At 37.4% G+C, this 18,104-nt stretch carries 15 protein-coding genes; all 15 read right to left on the bottom strand.

What is annotated here, in order from left to right:
- Nucleotides 1–4 precede the first annotated feature (4 nt).
- The 15 genes from RAH45_RS03630 to RAH45_RS03560 all read right to left on the bottom strand — a co-directional run bounded on the left by RAH45_RS03630 (nucleotide 5) and on the right by RAH45_RS03560 (nucleotide 17,976).
- On the bottom strand, nucleotides 5–664 hold the full coding sequence (locus tag RAH45_RS03630; protein WP_306495525.1) for a NeuD/PglB/VioB family sugar acetyltransferase: 660 nt from the start codon (nucleotides 662–664) through the stop codon (nucleotides 5–7).
- Nucleotides 657–1,280 (bottom strand): sugar transferase, encoded by a 624-nt coding sequence (locus RAH45_RS03625; RefSeq protein WP_306495524.1) that lies wholly within the window; start codon nucleotides 1,278–1,280, stop codon nucleotides 657–659. The genes RAH45_RS03630 and RAH45_RS03625 overlap by 8 nt, the downstream gene beginning before the upstream one ends.
- A complete protein-coding gene (locus tag RAH45_RS03620) occupies nucleotides 1,281–2,417 on the bottom strand; it encodes a glycosyltransferase (RefSeq protein ID WP_306495523.1) in 1,137 nt (378 codons plus the stop codon). It lies immediately after the preceding gene.
- A gap of 1 nt (nucleotide 2,418) precedes the next feature.
- Nucleotides 2,419–3,336, bottom strand: coding sequence for a glycosyltransferase family 2 protein (locus RAH45_RS03615; RefSeq protein ID WP_306495522.1), 918 nt, complete (start codon nucleotides 3,334–3,336; stop codon nucleotides 2,419–2,421).
- 252 nt (nucleotides 3,337–3,588) lie between these two features.
- Nucleotides 3,589–4,647: a glycosyltransferase gene (locus RAH45_RS03610; protein WP_306495521.1), complete on the bottom strand. Its 1,059-nt coding sequence runs from the start codon at nucleotides 4,645–4,647 to the stop codon at nucleotides 3,589–3,591.
- Nucleotides 4,647–6,071: an O-antigen polymerase gene (locus RAH45_RS03605; protein WP_306495520.1), complete on the bottom strand. Its 1,425-nt coding sequence runs from the start codon at nucleotides 6,069–6,071 to the stop codon at nucleotides 4,647–4,649. Before RAH45_RS03605 ends, RAH45_RS03610 begins: the two co-directional genes overlap by 1 nt.
- Before the next feature lie 250 nt (nucleotides 6,072–6,321).
- Complete coding sequence (locus RAH45_RS03600; protein WP_306495519.1) at nucleotides 6,322–7,344, bottom strand: ATP-grasp domain-containing protein; 1,023 nt, start codon at nucleotides 7,342–7,344, stop codon at nucleotides 6,322–6,324.
- An 8-nt stretch (nucleotides 7,345–7,352) separates the two neighbouring features.
- Nucleotides 7,353–8,156, bottom strand: coding sequence for a glycosyltransferase family 2 protein (locus tag RAH45_RS03595; RefSeq protein WP_306495518.1), 804 nt, complete (start codon nucleotides 8,154–8,156; stop codon nucleotides 7,353–7,355).
- A gap of 46 nt (nucleotides 8,157–8,202) precedes the next feature.
- Nucleotides 8,203–9,639 (bottom strand): lipopolysaccharide biosynthesis protein, encoded by a 1,437-nt coding sequence (locus RAH45_RS03590; protein WP_306495517.1) that lies wholly within the window; start codon nucleotides 9,637–9,639, stop codon nucleotides 8,203–8,205.
- A 42-nt stretch (nucleotides 9,640–9,681) separates the two neighbouring features.
- Nucleotides 9,682–10,710 carry an NAD-dependent epimerase/dehydratase family protein gene (locus RAH45_RS03585; protein ID WP_306495516.1) on the bottom strand — a complete coding sequence of 343 codons (1,029 nt, stop codon included), beginning with the start codon at nucleotides 10,708–10,710 and terminating at the stop codon, nucleotides 9,682–9,684.
- A gap of 28 nt (nucleotides 10,711–10,738) precedes the next feature.
- Nucleotides 10,739–12,016 carry a Vi polysaccharide biosynthesis UDP-N-acetylglucosamine C-6 dehydrogenase TviB gene (gene tviB / locus RAH45_RS03580; protein ID WP_306495515.1) on the bottom strand — a complete coding sequence of 426 codons (1,278 nt, stop codon included), beginning with the start codon at nucleotides 12,014–12,016 and terminating at the stop codon, nucleotides 10,739–10,741.
- Between the two features lie 63 nt (nucleotides 12,017–12,079).
- Nucleotides 12,080–14,041: a polysaccharide biosynthesis protein gene (locus tag RAH45_RS03575; protein ID WP_306495514.1), complete on the bottom strand. Its 1,962-nt coding sequence runs from the start codon at nucleotides 14,039–14,041 to the stop codon at nucleotides 12,080–12,082.
- Between the two features lie 52 nt (nucleotides 14,042–14,093).
- A complete protein-coding gene (locus tag RAH45_RS03570) occupies nucleotides 14,094–16,358 on the bottom strand; it encodes a polysaccharide biosynthesis tyrosine autokinase (RefSeq protein ID WP_306495513.1) in 2,265 nt (754 codons plus the stop codon).
- A gap of 45 nt (nucleotides 16,359–16,403) precedes the next feature.
- Nucleotides 16,404–16,835: a low molecular weight protein-tyrosine-phosphatase gene (locus RAH45_RS03565; RefSeq protein ID WP_068404123.1), complete on the bottom strand. Its 432-nt coding sequence runs from the start codon at nucleotides 16,833–16,835 to the stop codon at nucleotides 16,404–16,406.
- Between the two features lie 34 nt (nucleotides 16,836–16,869).
- Nucleotides 16,870–17,976: a polysaccharide biosynthesis/export family protein gene (locus RAH45_RS03560; protein WP_306495512.1), complete on the bottom strand. Its 1,107-nt coding sequence runs from the start codon at nucleotides 17,974–17,976 to the stop codon at nucleotides 16,870–16,872.
- Between the last annotated feature and the right edge of the window lie 128 nt (nucleotides 17,977–18,104).

The raw sequence follows: 18,104 nt of genomic DNA, 5'->3' as shown, positions 1-18,104 counted from the left end.
CTCTTTATTTATTGAGTGGTCTTGCAGGATTACCAACCACGACAGCTCCCGCTGGCACGTCTTTGGTAACAACCGCCCCCATCCCAACAATGGCACCTTTACCAATAACTAATGGCTTATCAGGTGTGCCTTGTTTGATGACTGCTCCTGTGCCGATATAGGCATGGTCATGGATATGAATATTGCCATTGCAACTAACGCGCGGGGCAAAGGTGACATAGTCGCCAATCACGCAATCATGTTCGACATAGCTATATAAATTAGCATGGAAGCATTTACCGATAGTTACATTAGCAGCGATAGTGACAAATGGACTGAGCGCAGCACCGGCAGCGATACTGACTGCATCCATAATTAAAGTGGTGGTTCCCTTTACTGTCCACAATGAGATACCATCTTGAACCAATTTATCTGCAATTTTTTGACGAATGCTGCTATTCGCAATGGCAATCAAGACAAATTTATTATTACTATTTATACTTTTGAACCTTTCATAATTCATCGCCGTATAGCCGTTAACATTAGCATCTTCGTCTAATGCGTCGTCAATAAATACGATTTGGCTATCTGCTTGAGTATTTAAGCTTCGTAATTGATCGACGGCTACCGGTATTAAGCTACGACCACAGCCTGAGGCACCATAGACGGCAAACACTTTACTCATAGCTATTTTCTAAAGCTGACTGGTCTTGAGAACCCGTAAACTTACTCATTGTCGCTTCACCGTCAGCGCTAATCCCATCTTTGATAACTACTTTTTTTACTGTTTTAAGTAGTATCTTGATATCTAACCATAATGATTGGTTATCTACATACCACGTATCGAGCTCAAACTTCTTATCCCAACCGATGGCATTACGCCCATTCACTTGCGCATAACCGGTAATACCAGGGCGTACATTATGACGACGCGCTTGTTCTTTACTATATAGCGGTAGGTATTCCATCAATAACGGTCGTGGTCCGACTAAGCTCATATCACCTTTGACGACATTCCACAGTTCAGGTAGCTCATCCAAACTACTATTACGTAGTGCTTTACCAAAGTCAGTCAAGCGCTCACTATCAGGTAAAGGATTACCCTCACTATCTATGGCATCTTTCATGGTGCGAAACTTAATCATTTCAAACGGCTCACCGTCTAGACCCGGGCGTGTTTGATGAAATAGCACTGGTGAACCTAAGTTCTTTTTAATTTTATAAGCAGTAATGGCATATACCGGTGATAAAGCAACTAAAGCGGTGGTCGCGGCGGTTATGTCGAAAAGGCGTTTTATCATCTATTTCTCACTTCGTATTTGTTTTAAATAGAAATCTAAATAGTTTTTCCAAACTTCTTTCTGCTCAAAGTTTTGAATCACCCAGTCTCTAGCATGAATATATCTAAGGGCAAATTCTTTATCATTTGCTGCCATATCAATGGCTTCAGTAATCGCTTTAACATCCTTAAACTTAAAGCGTTGTCCACTGACACCATTCTCAACACTATCTTTTATTCCCGTAACATCATAAGCAAAGGTAGGAATACCACAGCTAGCAGCTTCAATAGCAACGTTGCCAAAACCTTCTCTATGACTCAAAAAAAGATGAAGGTCGGCATCTTGAAAGTATTTTATGACATCCTCTGTATGAGGTATGTGTTCAACATTGGAATGAGCAGAAAGAATATCTTTTAAAAATATTTCAGATTTCTTATCTTCGATTTGGCCTACTACAATAAACTTTATTTTTGGCTCTTTAGACTCATTTATAATTTTCGCTAAATCACAAAGACCTTTGTCATAACAGATACGACCAACAGTTAATACATTGAAGGTATCGCTATCATTTTTTTGTCGTTCAGTAGTGCTGTTCTTAGCGGGACTATAATTTATTGTGTCAACACCATTCGAAGAACCACTTCCTAATAAAACTCCTTTATTCCTCTCAATCAGGTCATCATTAAGATATGCTTGCCTTAGCGAATCAGAGATAAAAATAACTTTACTTGAGGTTGATAATGCTATTTTGTCGAGCATATGAAAGAAAAGTCGTTTTTTCCCAGAAAAATTTTCGTAGACACGGCCGCGTACAATAGCAACACGGTTTTTATGTAAGGTTACGCATGAGGCAATACTACCCAACAATAAGGCTTTAGGTGTTGAATAAACCACAATATCAAAGCGATTCAATGTTAAATATTTTAGTAAAAAAAGCAGCGACTTAGTATCTTTCAATAAAGATGGGTTACGCTTAAAGTTAGCATTGATTACCTTTCCTATTTTCCGCTTCTCAAGTATATCTAGCTGTGTTTGACTGCCACCGCAAACAAGAGTGATATCAAAGTCTGAATTATCTCTAATAAACTCTAATTGACCACGGCATAGCACATTAAATGAAATAGCATCAGTAATTATAAAACAGATCTTCTTAGTCAATTTAACTGTCTCCATTAAAGTCGACAATAGGAAGGCTAATACCTGTTATATAATCAACTTCATCTTCAATACGTTTCTTCTCTAATTTAGAGATTAACGTCGCGTTACGACGATTACGAGCTATTTTGATAGCAGAGTCGGGAAAAAATCTAACTAAAAACGTTTTTACTAGATTATTGGCAAGAGCTTTTGATTTAAGCTTTAAATCGAACTTATTTTTTGCATCCGCAATTATAGTATGGCGTCCCATTTTATACGCAAGTAATAGTTGCTTTTGTGTAACGTTACCGTCTTCACGATAATAATAAAGTGGCTCTGGAATAAACGCTACATTTAAATCATTTTTAGAGTATGAGCGTACCCATAGATTTGTATCTTGAGACTTAATCATACTTTCTTTATAAGGATTGCGTTCAAACCATGCACGGCGGCCTAATAAGGAAGCATGGACGATACCTGAATTACCAGATAAAAGCCCTTTATTGGTTATCGTGTGCTTGGAAGTGGCACATCGAATACCTAAGGCTTCATTGTCATTATTTAAAGAGCACAGCCCTGTTGAAATTAGATCTATATCTGAATCAGCATTTAATAACTCAATCTGTTTTTCTAAACGTACAGGAGACATTAAATCATCTGCATCCATACGCGCAATGAAATCGTACTTAGCGAGTCCAGTTAGCTGGTTGAGACGTGCAGCCAACCGACGATTTTCACCATCATAATAAACACGGACACGAGGATCTTTAATAGATTTTGCTAACTCAAGAGATCTATCGGTAGAACCATCATCAATAAGAATCAGCTCCCAATTTGTATGAGTCTGAGCGAATACAGAACGAACTGCATCTAGCAAGGTAGATTCAGCATTATAAAATGGGATACCTATAGAAATAGGTGTTTGTTTCTCATTAATCATATAAGCACCAATTATATATTATATAGATATTCAGAATTTCTATGATGATATATCATATAAAAAAGTCTGAAATACTAGATCATAAATTCAGCAAAACTAACAGACGGCTTTAATTTGAAAGTTCTGTAAAGTCAGAAAACAAGACATGAATTAGCTTTCAACCTTTATTGTTAATATACTTTTAAAACCCATCAAATTGTCATAACCAAGTAAACTTTGCCGTTATAAAACACCATTCCTAGTACAATTATTTTAGTCTAAAATAAAATTCAAATATGCTTTACAAATTTTATCTTTACTTAATCGCTGGCGATAATTACTAAAATCACTTACTAACTCTTCGCGCAGCAGTGGCGATTGCATAAGTAATCGTAGTTTTTGTTCAAATAATAGTTGATTATCTTGCTCGATTAAAAAACCATTTTTGCCATCATTAATCATTTCCGATGGACCAGCTACACAATCATAAGCTATAACCGGCAGAGGGGCTGCAATGGCTTCACTTAGTACATTTGGGAAACCTTCTGACTTGGAAGTAAAAGCAAAAATCTTCGCTCTATATAAATATTGATCGATGTCATCAATAACCCCCTTTAGATGTACTCTATTTTGCACTCCTATTTCTGCAATTTTTAATTCAAGGTTTTCCTTTTCAGGACCGTCTCCAAGTATAAAAAGCCTCCATTCACACTTATTATCTGCTTTCACAAAAATATCAATTAATTCATCAAAGTGTTTACTGCTTACTAAGCGACCAACTGAAATAACTATATTTTCTTTCTCGATTTCATCTCTTTTTTCGAAATCCTTTAATGGATTGGGGATAGCCGCTACATTTTTATTCAGTTTTTTCTTAATAGCATCTCTCTTCGAAAGGTCAGTTTGAACTATTAAGCCAGCTGCTAATGGATAGAATTTTTTAGCAATAGCTCTATTAGCATAGGAGTAGACTCTATCTGGACTACTTCGGTTGGAGATATAGCACTTATTTCCTGTTATACGTGCTGCAATAATAGACAAAGGATTAAAGACTTCACTAAAGGACAAAAATGAATTTGGCGATATAAGGCGTAATTGTTTACATAAAAACAATAAGACTTGTAGCTTTCCAGATATTCCACCGTGGTATTTTGTTCTTGGTGCAATAACCTGAACTCTGCTGTCTAGCTCATATGCTGTCTCACCATTTATCAAACAAATAATATAAACCTTTATCCCTTCTCTTACCAAATAGTTAGCAAATATTGATAGAACTCGTTCCATGCCACCTTTCTGCATTGACGGTGTTATTAAGCAAATTCTTTTATTCATTATAGGTTCCTAAAACTTGACTTAAATATTTTCAAAAACCAGTATAGTGTAAGCATATAGAATATTGGCATTAAAGGGTATAAAAGCATACCTCGGTTGATACTTAGTGCATTGACCACTAAGCCTGCATAGACAATAATAAAGCTTACTTTTACATGCTTCCCGCAGTGCTCGGATGCAAAGCTATAACGGGCGCAAACTAAACCAAACAAAAAAAACACTATTGGGATACCCAACACTCCAAAGTTAACATACACATCAGCTACTACTTCACTACCTGCACCCCATGTAGGATTTGCTCCTATAAGTATATATGTGAAATAGTGTGTCGTAGTCGTTTGGTATTTTGGTATTTCTAAAAGATCTGTATAAAGCTTTGTAACACCAGGAATAGGTAAGGCTGATGAGAAATTGACAACAAAGCTTTTCCCATATAAATAAGGATAGCGCTCTGGCACATTGTCTAGGGCAGCAAATAAGATCCTATTAGAACTAGCAAGTTCGGCGCTTGGAATAACAGTCTCATTTGAAGATATTAAAGCGGTATACCCCCTTGCTATAATCCCTTGAGATCCTAAGTCTTCTGCAATTCTAGTCCTACCTAAACCTAAGATTGTCATCAATAAAGCTGCAACGACTATAGAGATAATAACTGTTTTGAAGCTAAACGGTTTTACATAAAGTCCATACAATATAAAAAACAGTAATACAACACTGATTACTGGTCCTCTATCTCCAACAGACAAAAACATGAGTACAAAAAACAATAAACTCACCACATATACTTTATTCGTCATCAAACTTTTTATGGTCTGCTTAATGCCTGTCTCTTTTTCAAGTGATAACACAAAATATATAGTCCTAAGATAGATTGAAAATGTTAACAATAGATAAAAATAACCTGCACCCGCCCCCCAACTTCGTCCTCCATCATAAGTTCCTGAAAAAAGAGCGCCTCCCGCTACAATGATAAATAGAGCAAAGGAAATGACAATAACTTTGTCAATCATAGGTGAAAGGCGATCAACAAAAACATTATTCCGTTCAACTTTGCTCAATAGGTAATATTTCTTTTCGGAGACCGAAGCAGTTCCCATAAACCAAAAGAGAATAGCAAGTAGACTAAGCCAAGTTGCGTAATTTACTACCTCTATATTCACCCAAGGATGCGGTATTACCTCATAATCCAGACCTATTGAATATAATAAAGGTGACTGAAAATGAACAATGAAGTATCCTATTATGAATATAAAATCAAAACGAAGCCAGTTTTTAATATATCTTCTTCTTTTTAGAAAATAAAAAAATATTAATACTAAAAATATTACGGTAAACATAATATTTAAAAAAGGATCAAAATTCTCGTGTGCGTTCGGCATAAGCAAAACGACAAAAACAAGCATGACAACATAAAATAGCAACACGATTATTAACACCTTAATCTAATAGAAATACTTTATAAATAGTTCTTTTAAATATTTCCATTAGCCCTAACTCGCAGAAAAGAATTTAATTGAACAAATTTTCGTTTTGTTAACTTGAGGTGTTAAACTATAGTCACGTTTTTATAAAGCAGCTACAGCCTACTATTAGGAACACTTCATCTAAATTATATGCTAAGGTGGGATGTAGAACAGTTTACCTAAAATTTTTATCAAATGCATTGTACTAATTTTATTGTGGACTGACCATATTAAATAAAGATTCAACCATCCATTCTTGTGGGTTAAACTTACCTTCATGCCAAACTAATTTTTCATCCCAATAACCAGTACAATCATCATAAAACTCAATCGGAAAGCCATAGCTCAATTCAACTATATGTGGTTCATTATTAATATAAATAAAATCGATTGTGAGGCATTGAGATTTTACTTTTTCAATTAAGCTAAGCGTACAATTCAATATCTTTTTATCAATATTGTCAGGATTAAAGTGTATAAAATCCCCACTACCCGAAGCTCTAAAATCATTCTCTCGCACAAACCTCTTAAGACCAAAAATTCTATTTTGAATAACCTGTATACGAATATCAGAATCTAAATCAGGTATAAAGTCCTGAAAGTATACATAGCCTTTTTCAGGTGGCTGTCGCTTAGCAAATTCTGTTGTAATAAATAAGCGGCCTAAACCTTTTTGAATTTCTATTAAGCCCGCTTTACCTTCTTTCACTTTACGTATTCGCTCTTTAAATGCACCGAAGCGATCATATTGAGTAAACCCTCTATCAAATGCTTTATTAATCAATGTTTTTGCTTCTTTAAAGCTTTTAATTAACTTAACATTCGCAGAGCCAGCTCCGCCTTTTAATTTAAATACTTTAGGGTAATCTGTCTTTTTAGCCCATTCCAAAGCTTCTGCTTTATCATAAAACACATAACTAGGGATCAAAGGTGCATCTATCGCTTCAAGCAAATATTTTTGTGCCACCTTATCATCAAAGTGCCAACCTGTTTTAAAGTCGGGAAAAACTTTTACGCCAGCATGTTCAAGGGCAAAAATAATACGTTTAGCGGTGAGCACATCTTTATATTGTGCATGATGATGATGCCACATGAAAATATCACAATCTTTTAATTGATCAACAATATCACTGTCGAAAGCATTAACAATTATATAATCAATATTATTTTTCTCACAGTAATTAATCCAACGGTCGGAAAAACTACCTTGCCTATGATGTATAGCTAATTTCATATTATGTTCTACCTTAGAAGGTCAAAATTGTGCTTGATTAAAATTTTGGCTAAATCGTTAAAATCTAATGTTTTTATATCCAACTTAATACGTCTAAATAGCATCCTTTTTAAATAGACTCTTTCATGATTTTTCTTATTTTTTAAGTTGATTATTGATAATATTGATTGATTATAATTCGATTTAGATTTTGTAAGGGATAATAAATCCTCAATATTATATATAGCTGTAATTTTTACTGATTTTATAATCTCATATTCTCGTGCTAATCGCATCCATAAATCTAAATCCTCTCCCCGGTTTATCTTAATATTAAAACAGCCTACTTTATCAAAACATTCTTTATTAACAACTATCACACTTGTCCACACTAGCCTTTCTTTTACTACTTCTTTAAAGTAGTTTTCTATTTTAAAAATAGGCGTTTGACGTGCGTGTTTGAACATGACTCTGCCATCAGAGTATTCAAATGATGTAACATAAATCTTTTCGTTTGGAAACAAAGCCATCATTTTATTAATTTCTTCGAGATGATTAACTTCCCATAAGTCGTCAGCATCTAAGAATGCTATCCAGTCATAATTGGCTTCTTTTATGCCACGATTACGTGCTGCTGATACGCCTTGGTTTTCTTGCTGTATTAAACGTATTCTATTGTCTTTAATGCTTTCAACAATTTTGACGCCTTTATCGGTAGAGCCATCATTTATAACGACTATTTCAAAATCTTGGTAAGTTTGATTAAGCACAGTTTGTATTGTATTTCTTATGCTTAGTTCTTTATTGTATAATGGTATAACGACAGTAAACATATTAATTCAACACTCTTAGGTAGGGATAGTTAAAAATAAAAGATCACTAATTTTTATGTATAATTGATTTTAATGTTTGATATAGATTTTTATCAAAAGCAAGTAATACTAATAGATATATAATTATGAATGTAGTAGAAAATACAGATGCTATTAAGAAGTCGTATTTTAAATACGATTGATAATAAAACTTAATAGGATAAAGTATTAAAAACACAAGGCCACCTATAACGAATAAGTGATAAATATCTTTTACTTGCTCTTTCATTGAATATAAAATAAGTCTACCACTATAATGCATATCAATTATCACAGTTATATAGAAGAATACAGTGGATGCTATAACGAGACCTATTACTTGAAAAGGCAAACCTATCAAAATAGCAATTACACCTAAAGACTTTTTTGCAATCTCTAGCTTTAAAAACAAGTCACTACGTCCTTTGACCTTTAGTATATTTAAATTGTATGAACTGACTGGCCTTACTATAGATGCCAGCGCCAAAATCTGAAAATAAGGTACTGCAGGTAACCATTTCTCACCAAATACAAACCTGAAACCCTCTTCCGCAACTAATATCAAGGATAGCATCACAGGTACAACGCATAGAAGTATGAGCTTCATAGTCGTCCGATAAACTGACTTTAAGGCCAAATCATCGTTAATTTTTGAAAATAAAGGGTAAGTTACTTTTCCAACCACAGAACTGATTTGGTTAACTGGGAAAAGACGCATTGTCTCTGCTTGATTAAAAAAACCAACTGATGCAGGAGAGAAAAATCTACCTATAACAATTCGGTAAGCATCATTATAAATTGTATTTAATAAGGATGATAAAGTTAGCTTATATCCAAAGTGAAAATGATATTTAAAACGGTTTTTATCAAATACTAAAGAAGGGCGCCAATCAACAAAAAGCCAATACTGAACTGTAAATGCAATAGCTCGTATTAAATTCAACCACACTAGACTCCATACACCATAACCTTTATACGCCATAGTCACCCCAACTATAGCTGAGATTATAGTAGCAGGAATTTCCAACTTCATTTGCAGCTTAAAATTCATCTCTTTGGTAAGCTTTGCAACGTGTACTGCTACTAAAGCTTGAATTACGAACGTTAAAGCGAAAAGACGTACTATATCTGTAAGTATATTTTGATTGTAAAAATCAGCAATATAAGGTGCAGAAAAATACACTACCCCATATATTATAAAACTCACTATAATATTAGTTACGAAGACTGTAGAATAATCCAATTGATCAGGGTTTTTAGTACGAATTAGTGAGCTTGTCATCCCTCCATCCATAAGAGCTCGACCTATAGATATGAAAATAATGACCATGGCTATAAGTCCAAACATCTCAGGCATTAACAACCTTGCTAATATGACTTGAACTACGAAGTTGATGATTTGTACACTAAACTGCTGTACAAAGTTCCACTTAACTCCAGATATAGCTTGCTTTTTAAGACTCATTATAATTCACTATTTATTTAAAACATCAGATCTAAATTATAATTATCCTAAAAACTCAACATACCAAGGCATCGCTTTCTCAATCCCTTGTATAATATCAAACTGCGGCGCATAGCCTAATGCGTTGTGTATTTTAGTAATATCAGCCTGACTATGACGCACATCTCCTGCCCTAAAATCTCGATAGACGGGGGCTTGAGTGTAGCTAACGCCATTAGCTTCTAAATGTTCTTTTAGTGCTGAAAATAGCGTATTAAGGGTAGTACGACCGCCCACAGCGACATTGTATACTTGGTTCTTGGCTTCTTCATTAGCAGTCGCTGCCAAAATATTAGCTTGTACCGCATTTTCAATGAAATTAAAGTCGCGACTGGTATCGCCATCGCCATTAATAAATACCTCATCACCTGCGATCATAGCAGCCGTCCATTTCGGTATTACCGCTGCGTATGCACCATCAGGTGTTTGGCGTTTACCAAAGATATTGAAGTAACGTAGACCAATCGTCTTAAAGCCATATGTACGTGAGAATACATCTGCATACAGCTCATTAACATATTTAGTCACCGCATAGGGTGATAACGGGTTACCAATAGCATTCTCGACTTTTGGTAAAGCTGGATGATCGCCATAGGTTGAGCTGCTCGCCGCATAGGTAAAGCTAGCTACCTGAGCATCACGAGCAGCTACGAGCATATTTAAGTAGCCTGAGATATTGGTATCATTAGTATTGATAGGATCAACGATAGAGCGCGGCACCGAACCCAATGCCGCCTGATGCAACACATAGTCCACGTCTGCGCACGCAGTTTGGCAGTCATCTAGATTACGAATATCACCTTCTATAAAGACAAAGTTCTGCCACTGATCTTTGCTTACCAAGCCTTGTACTTCATCTAGATTATGCTGAAAGCCAGTGGCAAAATTATCTAAACCGACTACTTTTTGATTTAGTAACAATAAGGTTTCTAGTAAATTAGAACCAATGAATCCCGCTACCCCAGTAATTAGCCAAGTTTTTGGTTCATTGATTAGCGACTTTTTAATTTTTTCATATGCTATTGACGTCATAACGATTATTGTCCGTATTTTTATAAATTTATAAGCGGATATCAGTATCTTCTTTACTAAAGACATATTTTAAATCGTAAAGAACATGACTGGTTTTACCAAGCGCTCTGATTTTCTCCACGCCCATCTCGACGAACTCATTATGAGCGACGGCTAAGATGATACCGTCGTAGTGATTCACATCTGGCTTGCTGATAGGCGTCACATTATATTCACGTTCGGCTTCTGCTTTATCTACCCAAGGGTCATAAACATCAACTTCGATATTATATTCTTCTAGCTCATGAACAATATCGATGACTTTGGTGTTACGCACATCAGGGCAGTTTTCTTTAAAACTTAGTCCCAATATCAGAACTTTAGCACCTTCAACCTGAATCCGCTTTTTAATCATGGTTTTGACCAACTGCGTGACCACATACTCACCCATGCTGTCATTCAAGCGACGTCCAGCCAATATAATTTCTGGATTATAACCAATCGCTTGAGCTTTATGAGTTAGGTAATAAGGATCTACACCGATGCAGTGACCACCGACGAGGCCTGGACGGAAAGGTAAGAAATTCCATTTGGTGCCTGCTGCTTCTAAGACCGCTTGAGTATCAATACCCATTTTATTAAAAATAACAGCTAACTCATTAATCAAAGCAATATTGACATCTCTTTGGGTATTTTCAATCACCTTTGCCGCTTCTGCTACTTTGATACTTGCTGCTTTATGAGTACCTGCCGTAATAATTAAATTGTACACTTCATCGACAAAATCAGCGACTTCAGGTGTTGAGCCCGCCGTTACCTTTAAAATATTGGTAACGCGATGTTCTTTATCACCAGGATTGATACGTTCAGGACTATAACCAGCATAAAAGTCTTGATTGAAAGTTAATCCCGATGCCTTCTCTAACACCGGAATACAAACTTCTTCGGTGGCGCCCGGATAGACAGTCGACTCATAAACGACGATATCGTCTTGTTTAAGAAGACTACCAATAGCTTCTGAGGCTTTAATTAAAGGCGTAAGATCGGGCTGTTTATAATCATCGATAGGCGTCGGTACCGTAACAATAAAAAAGTTACAGTCTTTAAGCGCTTTTATATCTGAGCTATAACTCAAATGCGATGCTTGGGTCAGCTCTTCATCACTAACTTCTAAGGTATGATCTGTACCTGCGGCAAGTGCCGAGATACGCTCAGCATTTATATCAAAGCCTACTACTGGCAGATGCTTACCAAACTCAACTGCTAAAGGCAAACCGACGTAGCCAAGTCCGATAACCGCTATTTTTATATTCTTGATATCTAACATAATATTCCTTTGTTCATCTAACCAGTTTTATTTAACTATAATATTTAAGGCATTTATTGAGTGTTATGCAGCTTTAGTTCCTTCTTGATAACCCGCGACGAACTGCTTAAACCGCTGCTTTAGCCAAGGGACATCAAACTCTTTTTGTTTTTCGTTCAACTCAAACAATACCGATTCAAGCTCATCTAATGGAAAGCTATGTTCTATTGCTTGCATGATTAATGGATGATATGTCGATTCAATATTATCTTCACCAATGATCAGCTCTTCATAGAGCTTCTCTCCGGCTCTAAGACCCGTAAAGATGACTTCGATATCACCTTCAGGATGGGCTGCATCTTTAATATCAAAACCACTTAAATGAATCATTCGATGCGCTAGATTAACGATTTTAACGGGCTCGCCCATATCGAGGACAAACACTTCACCACCCGATGCCATCGCACCTGCTTGGATCACCAAGTTTGCCGCTTCTGGAATCGTCATAAAATAGCGCGTCACATCAGGATGGGTGACCGTAATCGGCTTACCTTGCTCAATCTGTTTGGTAAACAACGGTACTACAGAGCCTGACGAACCTAGGACATTACCAAAACGCACCATACTGATACAGGTTTGGCTATCCGTTTGGCTGAGCGCTTGACAAACCAATTCTGCTAAACGCTTAGATGCGCCCATTACGTTTGTCGGCCTTACTGCTTTATCGGTCGAAATTAAAACAAAGGTCTCAACATTTGCTGCAATCGCCGCTCGGGCGCAGTGATAAGTGCCTTTGGTATTATTAATAACGCCTTCAAAAGGATTATGCTCTACCATTGGCACATGTTTATAGGCGGCTGCATGATAAACCGTTTGGATGTTATAGAGATTCAGTATTCTAAGCAGGTTGGATTCATTGGTGACATTACCGATGACTGCAACGATTTTAATATCTTGATAAGCAGGCGTATTTGCTTGCTTAATGGTTAGCTCTTGATGGATGCTATAAAGCGCAAACTCGGACAGCTCATAGAGTACTAGGCATTTTGGCTTATTCTTGATTACTTGACGACATAGCTCGCTACCGATAGAACCACCAGCGCCTGTAACTAACACGCACTTATCTTTAATATTCATCTGTAGCAATTTTTCATCAGGTTCGACAGTCTGTCTGTCTAGCACATCTAAGATATCCACTTTGCGCATACTACTGACGGTCACTTTTTCGTCAGCGATTTCCTCTAGACTGGGCAATTCTTTAATCTTTATAGCGATGCCCGAAAGTTTATCTATAATCTGACGTTTTTGCGCGCGGCTGATAGAAGGAATAGCTAAAAATACCTGCGCAATATCTAATTCTTCTACTAAGCTTACTAAATCATGAGCCGGATAAATCTTTTTGCCGAGCAAATAAGCACCAGCAAGCTGTGGATCATCATCAACGTAAGCCACAACATTATATTTATGCGAATTTCTAAGACCTTCTAATAAATCTCGACCAGCCTCTCCCGCTCCGTAAATAACAACATTATCATAAACACCATCTTCTTTAAGGCGACGCTGGGCTCTACCGCTCCAGCGCATCAAGAGCTCACGTATAGTAAGACGACTATTCCATAACCAGATAAAGAAGAAAAACAGAAAGATAATAGGAACGGAGCGTGGTATATCTTCTAAAGGATTTAAATAAATGATGATCTCATAGACCACCATAAGCAAAAAGAATAGCTTTGCGACACTACCCATCACCGTATCTAAAAAACCACGTGCTACGCCTTTATAAAAACCAATCAAATATAAACCGACGATGGGCAGCGTACCATAAGATAATAATATGATAGGACTAATGTTATGAGCGATGTCACCATAGCGCAACGACAACGCTAAGAACAGGCAAACTAAAGATGCTACCAAGTCTGTAGTGAGTAAAATCGCTCGTTTTACACTACGGGGCAACGATAACAAGTATTCGGCTATACGTTGTAGCCAGCCAGTTTTGCCATTAAGTGATGGATAATCACTTGACGGTTTTGAATTAGTAGACATAACACTCAACCACTTAAAAACGTGAATTTTGGTAGAATTTCCAAAAAGCTAACTATTGGTTATTACCATAAGCATAACTATAGTGATAACTATATTTGCTCATAATCCCTTGTTGTACATCGTTGAGAATGATACCGTCGACCTTTATATTGGCTTTATTCATCTGATTAACCGCATAAACCAGCTGCCCTTCTATAGAATCGTCGTATCTAGTTACCATCAATACCTTATCCGCGTGCTGCGCTAATATCATAGCGTCAGAAGCGGCCAATACTGGTGGCGAGTCGATGACAATATAATCATAATGCAAATTAAGCTCTGCCATTAAATGATTAAAACTGCCATTTGCTAATAATGAAGCAGGGTTACGCGGATGCTGACCGCGTGGTATAAAGTCAATATTATCTATGCCAGTCGGATGAATAAAGCTTGCTAGGTTACTAGTCTCTTGACTGATAATAACTTCTGTAGTTTGGGCTTTAGATTTTGATAAATGAGTCTTATCCTGTGATAAATAGTCTGCCAAGCCACTGTCTTGGCTCATGCTAAACATTCTATGTAGCTCACCCAAACGCATATCAGCATCGATAATCAGCACTTTTTTATCTAACTGCGCAAATACTTCTGTCAGATTCGCAGAGATAAAGGACTTACCAACGCCCGGGCTTTCGCCAGTAATCAAGATAACTTTGGCGCGCTGACCAGCCCGCCCTTCTACTGGCATGCCGAACATTAGGTTCGTTCTTAAGCTCTTAATAGCTTCATAGCTCAAACTATTGTTATCGACATAGGCCAACAAACGATTGGGCGCTTTCTTATTTTTACGTAGTCTGGTGAGTAGTGGCGAACGTGGAATCGTTGCTACTACAGGGACGCCTGTTTTACCCTCAATACGCTCAGGGTCTTTGACCACATTTCTAAGCATATTTTTAAGCAGTACCAGCATCGTTCCAAGCATCGCTCCTAACAGCATGGCCAATATCATAATTTGCAATTTCTTTGGTGCAATGGCCTTATAAGTACTGATAGGCAAATCGATGATACGGGCGAAACCAATTTGACCCGCTTTAACGATTTTTAACTGTTCATAGTTTTTAAGTAGCGTCAGATAGATCTCTCTATTAATCGTCGTGTCAGCTGACAGTTGTAAAAACTCTCTTTGTATCTCAGGTAAACCGGCGATAGTATCGTCTATCTCATTTTTTCTAGCATTAAGTACCGCCAGTTGCTCATTGATCTGGACAACCAAAGGGTGCTCTTCTGTGTAGTAAGTCGTGAGATCAGCTTTTTTAAGCTTCAATTCATTAAGTTGGGCATCGATTTGCGAGTTTTCTGTCAATAACAACTCTGCTTCTTTGCCTACATCAATAGTGCCGTACTTTTTACGGAAATCATTAAATACTGCTTCCGAGTCTTCCAGTTTTTTCTTTAACGTTGGAATCTGAGTTTCCATAAAACTAATGGTTTTAGTAGTTTCTTCAGAGCCACGAGATTGGTTTTGATCAATATAAGATAAAATAATTTGCTTTAATATCAAACTGGTTTGTTGCTGATTGGCACCCGTCATAGATAGCTGAATAATGCCTGTTTGCTTGCCTTTTTCAACCACAGATAGGGCGCTATTTATCTGGTCAGTCGTGGTTTGAAGAGATTGCTTGGTAATATTAACCGAGTAGCCATCAGCGGGTAGATCATCAACTTTAATTTGAATCTGCCCGTCTGTGCCTTTAAATAAATGCGACTTGCCGATTTGACCTTTAAAATCGTCAAAACCATTAGTTAATACAAATCCTGTCGCGGAGCGTGTCAAAGTAAAAGATTGATTTAAATACTCTTGTGAGACATTAAATTGGCTAATTTTTGCTTCACCATCTTCGGTTTTAAGAGAGACACCTTCCGGTTTATTTATTTGAGTATCCGTACTATTGCTCTTGATTCTATCCAACGCGCCAATATTAGGATCGGACAAACGAATTCGTAGATGTAACAAATTAACCACTGGCTCTAAGATCATACGCGATCTTATCAGCTCAGCCTCTGCTTGCGCTTTACTGACTTCAGAGCCAATCAGCTCAGAAATATCCGCACCTAATGCGGCAACGCCTTTAGAATTCTCTTCAATTTGAATCAGTGCATCCGACTTAAAAGTAGGATTGACGTATCTGCTATACAAAATCCCTATTACCAATCCTAATACAGCAAAAAACACAATGACTTTCCAGCCACGCAAAATGGCAAACAGTAGCGCCATAAGATCAATTTCGTCGTTATCTTCTTTGGAAGCAGCGTTTGATAAGTTCTTTGAATCTGTATTCATAACTGTATGGTCATCACTTAAGGTTAATCGTTTAATAGCAGCTATTTAGCTAATTTTATCGGCCCACTGTTCTAGGCTAACAACAATATCTTGATATGCTGTCTGAAACGCACTCATCTCATGTTTATAGGGGTCGGCAATATCTTTGTCTTGCCAATGACCGAGCTTAAAAGTCTTGCCGCGACAAAACGGCCAGCGCTCTTCGATCCATTTGGTCTGACTGTCTGACATAGTAAAAATCAAATCCGCTTTTTTTGCCAAACCTTCGTCAATTTGTTTGGCGACATGATTAGTGATATCTATTTCTTGCCCTGCCATAATCTCTAGCGCGGCAGGATCTGCAGAGTGCCCGACTAAAGCCCCCACCCCTGCAGAATCGATATTTTTATGAGGGTAACGTTGTTTTAATAACGCTTCTGCCATGGGACTACGGCAAATATTGCCAACACACACCACTAAAATATTATCAAATGCCATAATAATTATTACCTATTATTTATAAACCCAATGCCTATAAGCCTGAGAGCGACCTAATAGCTGACGTAGAAGGTAAAATAGCGCTGATAACACGATTCCAACGCGTTAAGCCAGTTGGATCGACATAAACAATATCATTCGGGTGCATCTCGAAACGATTGGCTAACGCAAAACTGGTGATGGTCTGCATATCTACATAGTAAATATCTGTCGCTCGTGTAGTTAAATTATCACGAACCACATATATTTTAGCCGCATTTGCTGTAGCAGAATTAAGCCCTTTAGACTCACCCAATACCTGCGCCAAACTAATACCTTGCTCTAAAATAGGCACTGGCTCTACTTGACCGAACTCACCTAAAACATATACTTTATTACGATCTTGACTATTGACGTGGATAGAGTCGCCATCTCGCAGGTAAATTTGGTTAGCAGAAGCGCCCATTTGGCGCAGCGACTCCAGGCCGATGTTATAGCTAGTACCGTTACGGTTTAGCACGACATTGTTTGAGTCGCCAGTCGGAGTGGCCCCGCCCGCCATAGAAATTGCGCCATAGAGCGACACAGGCACATCAGCAATAGCAAACTCGCCCGGTTGTTTAACCTCACCATCAATAAAGAATTTATTGCCACGGTAGTTAACGATTTTAACCTGCGGGTCTGAATATTTAAGATAACGTTGCAATTGTTTCTGCAAATTGGCAGTAAATTGTGGCACGCTCATGCCACTGGCTTTAATACGTCCAATAAGTGGAAACTGTACAAAACCTTGTTGATCAACAGGGAAACCCAAGGCATAAGGGTTGGCAGTGTTACTACTATTTGTCAAAGGCGGCGCAATCTCTGGATACCCTACTAGCGTAATACCTAAAATATCACCTTCCGAAATTCGGTAATCAACTTGCCCAGAGGTTCTTAGCAAACGCGTTAAATCGCTACTAGGAACAACGGCCTGCTTCGGAGGCAAAGTCGCCAAATTTAACGGCTGCACATTAAACTGTATACCACTCGCAGCTACGAATGATCCACTGGGCGGCAGCTCACCAGATTGTAGTCCTGAGTTAATGCTAGAACAGCCTGAAACCAGACTTATCATGAGCACAGACGCCACACCTAATAACTTTGATGAATTGAAGAACATAAAAAAACCTTTATAAATCACAGATATAAGCAGCGTCTAGCAATGAGCGCAATTGAGACAACCATACTAAAAAGTTACACCAACCATAAAAAAAGCAAAGCCATAATAACATAGGTGGTTAAATAGTG

The sequence above is a fragment of the Psychrobacter sp. van23A genome, from assembly GCF_030845275.1.
Lineage (GTDB): Bacteria > Pseudomonadota > Gammaproteobacteria > Pseudomonadales > Moraxellaceae > Psychrobacter > Psychrobacter faecalis.
This window is presented reverse-complemented; position numbering and strand designations above follow the sequence as displayed.

What these genes read in the sequence shown, in the direction of transcription:
- RAH45_RS03600 (WP_306495519.1), bottom strand. Translation starts at nt 7,344, where the DNA reads ATGAAATTAGCTATACATCATAGGCAAGGTAGTTTTTCCGACCGTTGG.
- RAH45_RS03595 (WP_306495518.1), bottom strand. Translation starts at nt 8,156, where the DNA reads ATGTTTACTGTCGTTATACCATTATACAATAAAGAACTAAGCATAAGA.
- tviB (WP_306495515.1), bottom strand. Translation starts at nt 12,016, where the DNA reads ATGTTAGATATCAAGAATATAAAAATAGCGGTTATCGGACTTGGCTAC.
- RAH45_RS03560 (WP_306495512.1), bottom strand. Translation starts at nt 17,976, where the DNA reads ATGTTCTTCAATTCATCAAAGTTATTAGGTGTGGCGTCTGTGCTCATG.
- RAH45_RS03590 (WP_306495517.1), bottom strand. Translation starts at nt 9,639, where the DNA reads ATGAGTCTTAAAAAGCAAGCTATATCTGGAGTTAAGTGGAACTTTGTA.
- RAH45_RS03570 (WP_306495513.1), bottom strand. Translation starts at nt 16,358, where the DNA reads ATGAATACAGATTCAAAGAACTTATCAAACGCTGCTTCCAAAGAAGAT.
- RAH45_RS03610 (WP_306495521.1), bottom strand. Translation starts at nt 4,647, where the DNA reads ATGAATAAAAGAATTTGCTTAATAACACCGTCAATGCAGAAAGGTGGC.
- RAH45_RS03565 (WP_068404123.1), bottom strand. Translation starts at nt 16,835, where the DNA reads ATGGCATTTGATAATATTTTAGTGGTGTGTGTTGGCAATATTTGCCGT.
- RAH45_RS03615 (WP_306495522.1), bottom strand. Translation starts at nt 3,336, where the DNA reads ATGATTAATGAGAAACAAACACCTATTTCTATAGGTATCCCATTTTAT.
- RAH45_RS03575 (WP_306495514.1), bottom strand. Translation starts at nt 14,041, where the DNA reads ATGTCTACTAATTCAAAACCGTCAAGTGATTATCCATCACTTAATGGC.
- RAH45_RS03630 (WP_306495525.1), bottom strand. Translation starts at nt 664, where the DNA reads ATGAGTAAAGTGTTTGCCGTCTATGGTGCCTCAGGCTGTGGTCGTAGC.
- RAH45_RS03625 (WP_306495524.1), bottom strand. Translation starts at nt 1,280, where the DNA reads ATGATAAAACGCCTTTTCGACATAACCGCCGCGACCACCGCTTTAGTT.
- RAH45_RS03585 (WP_306495516.1), bottom strand. Translation starts at nt 10,710, where the DNA reads ATGACGTCAATAGCATATGAAAAAATTAAAAAGTCGCTAATCAATGAA.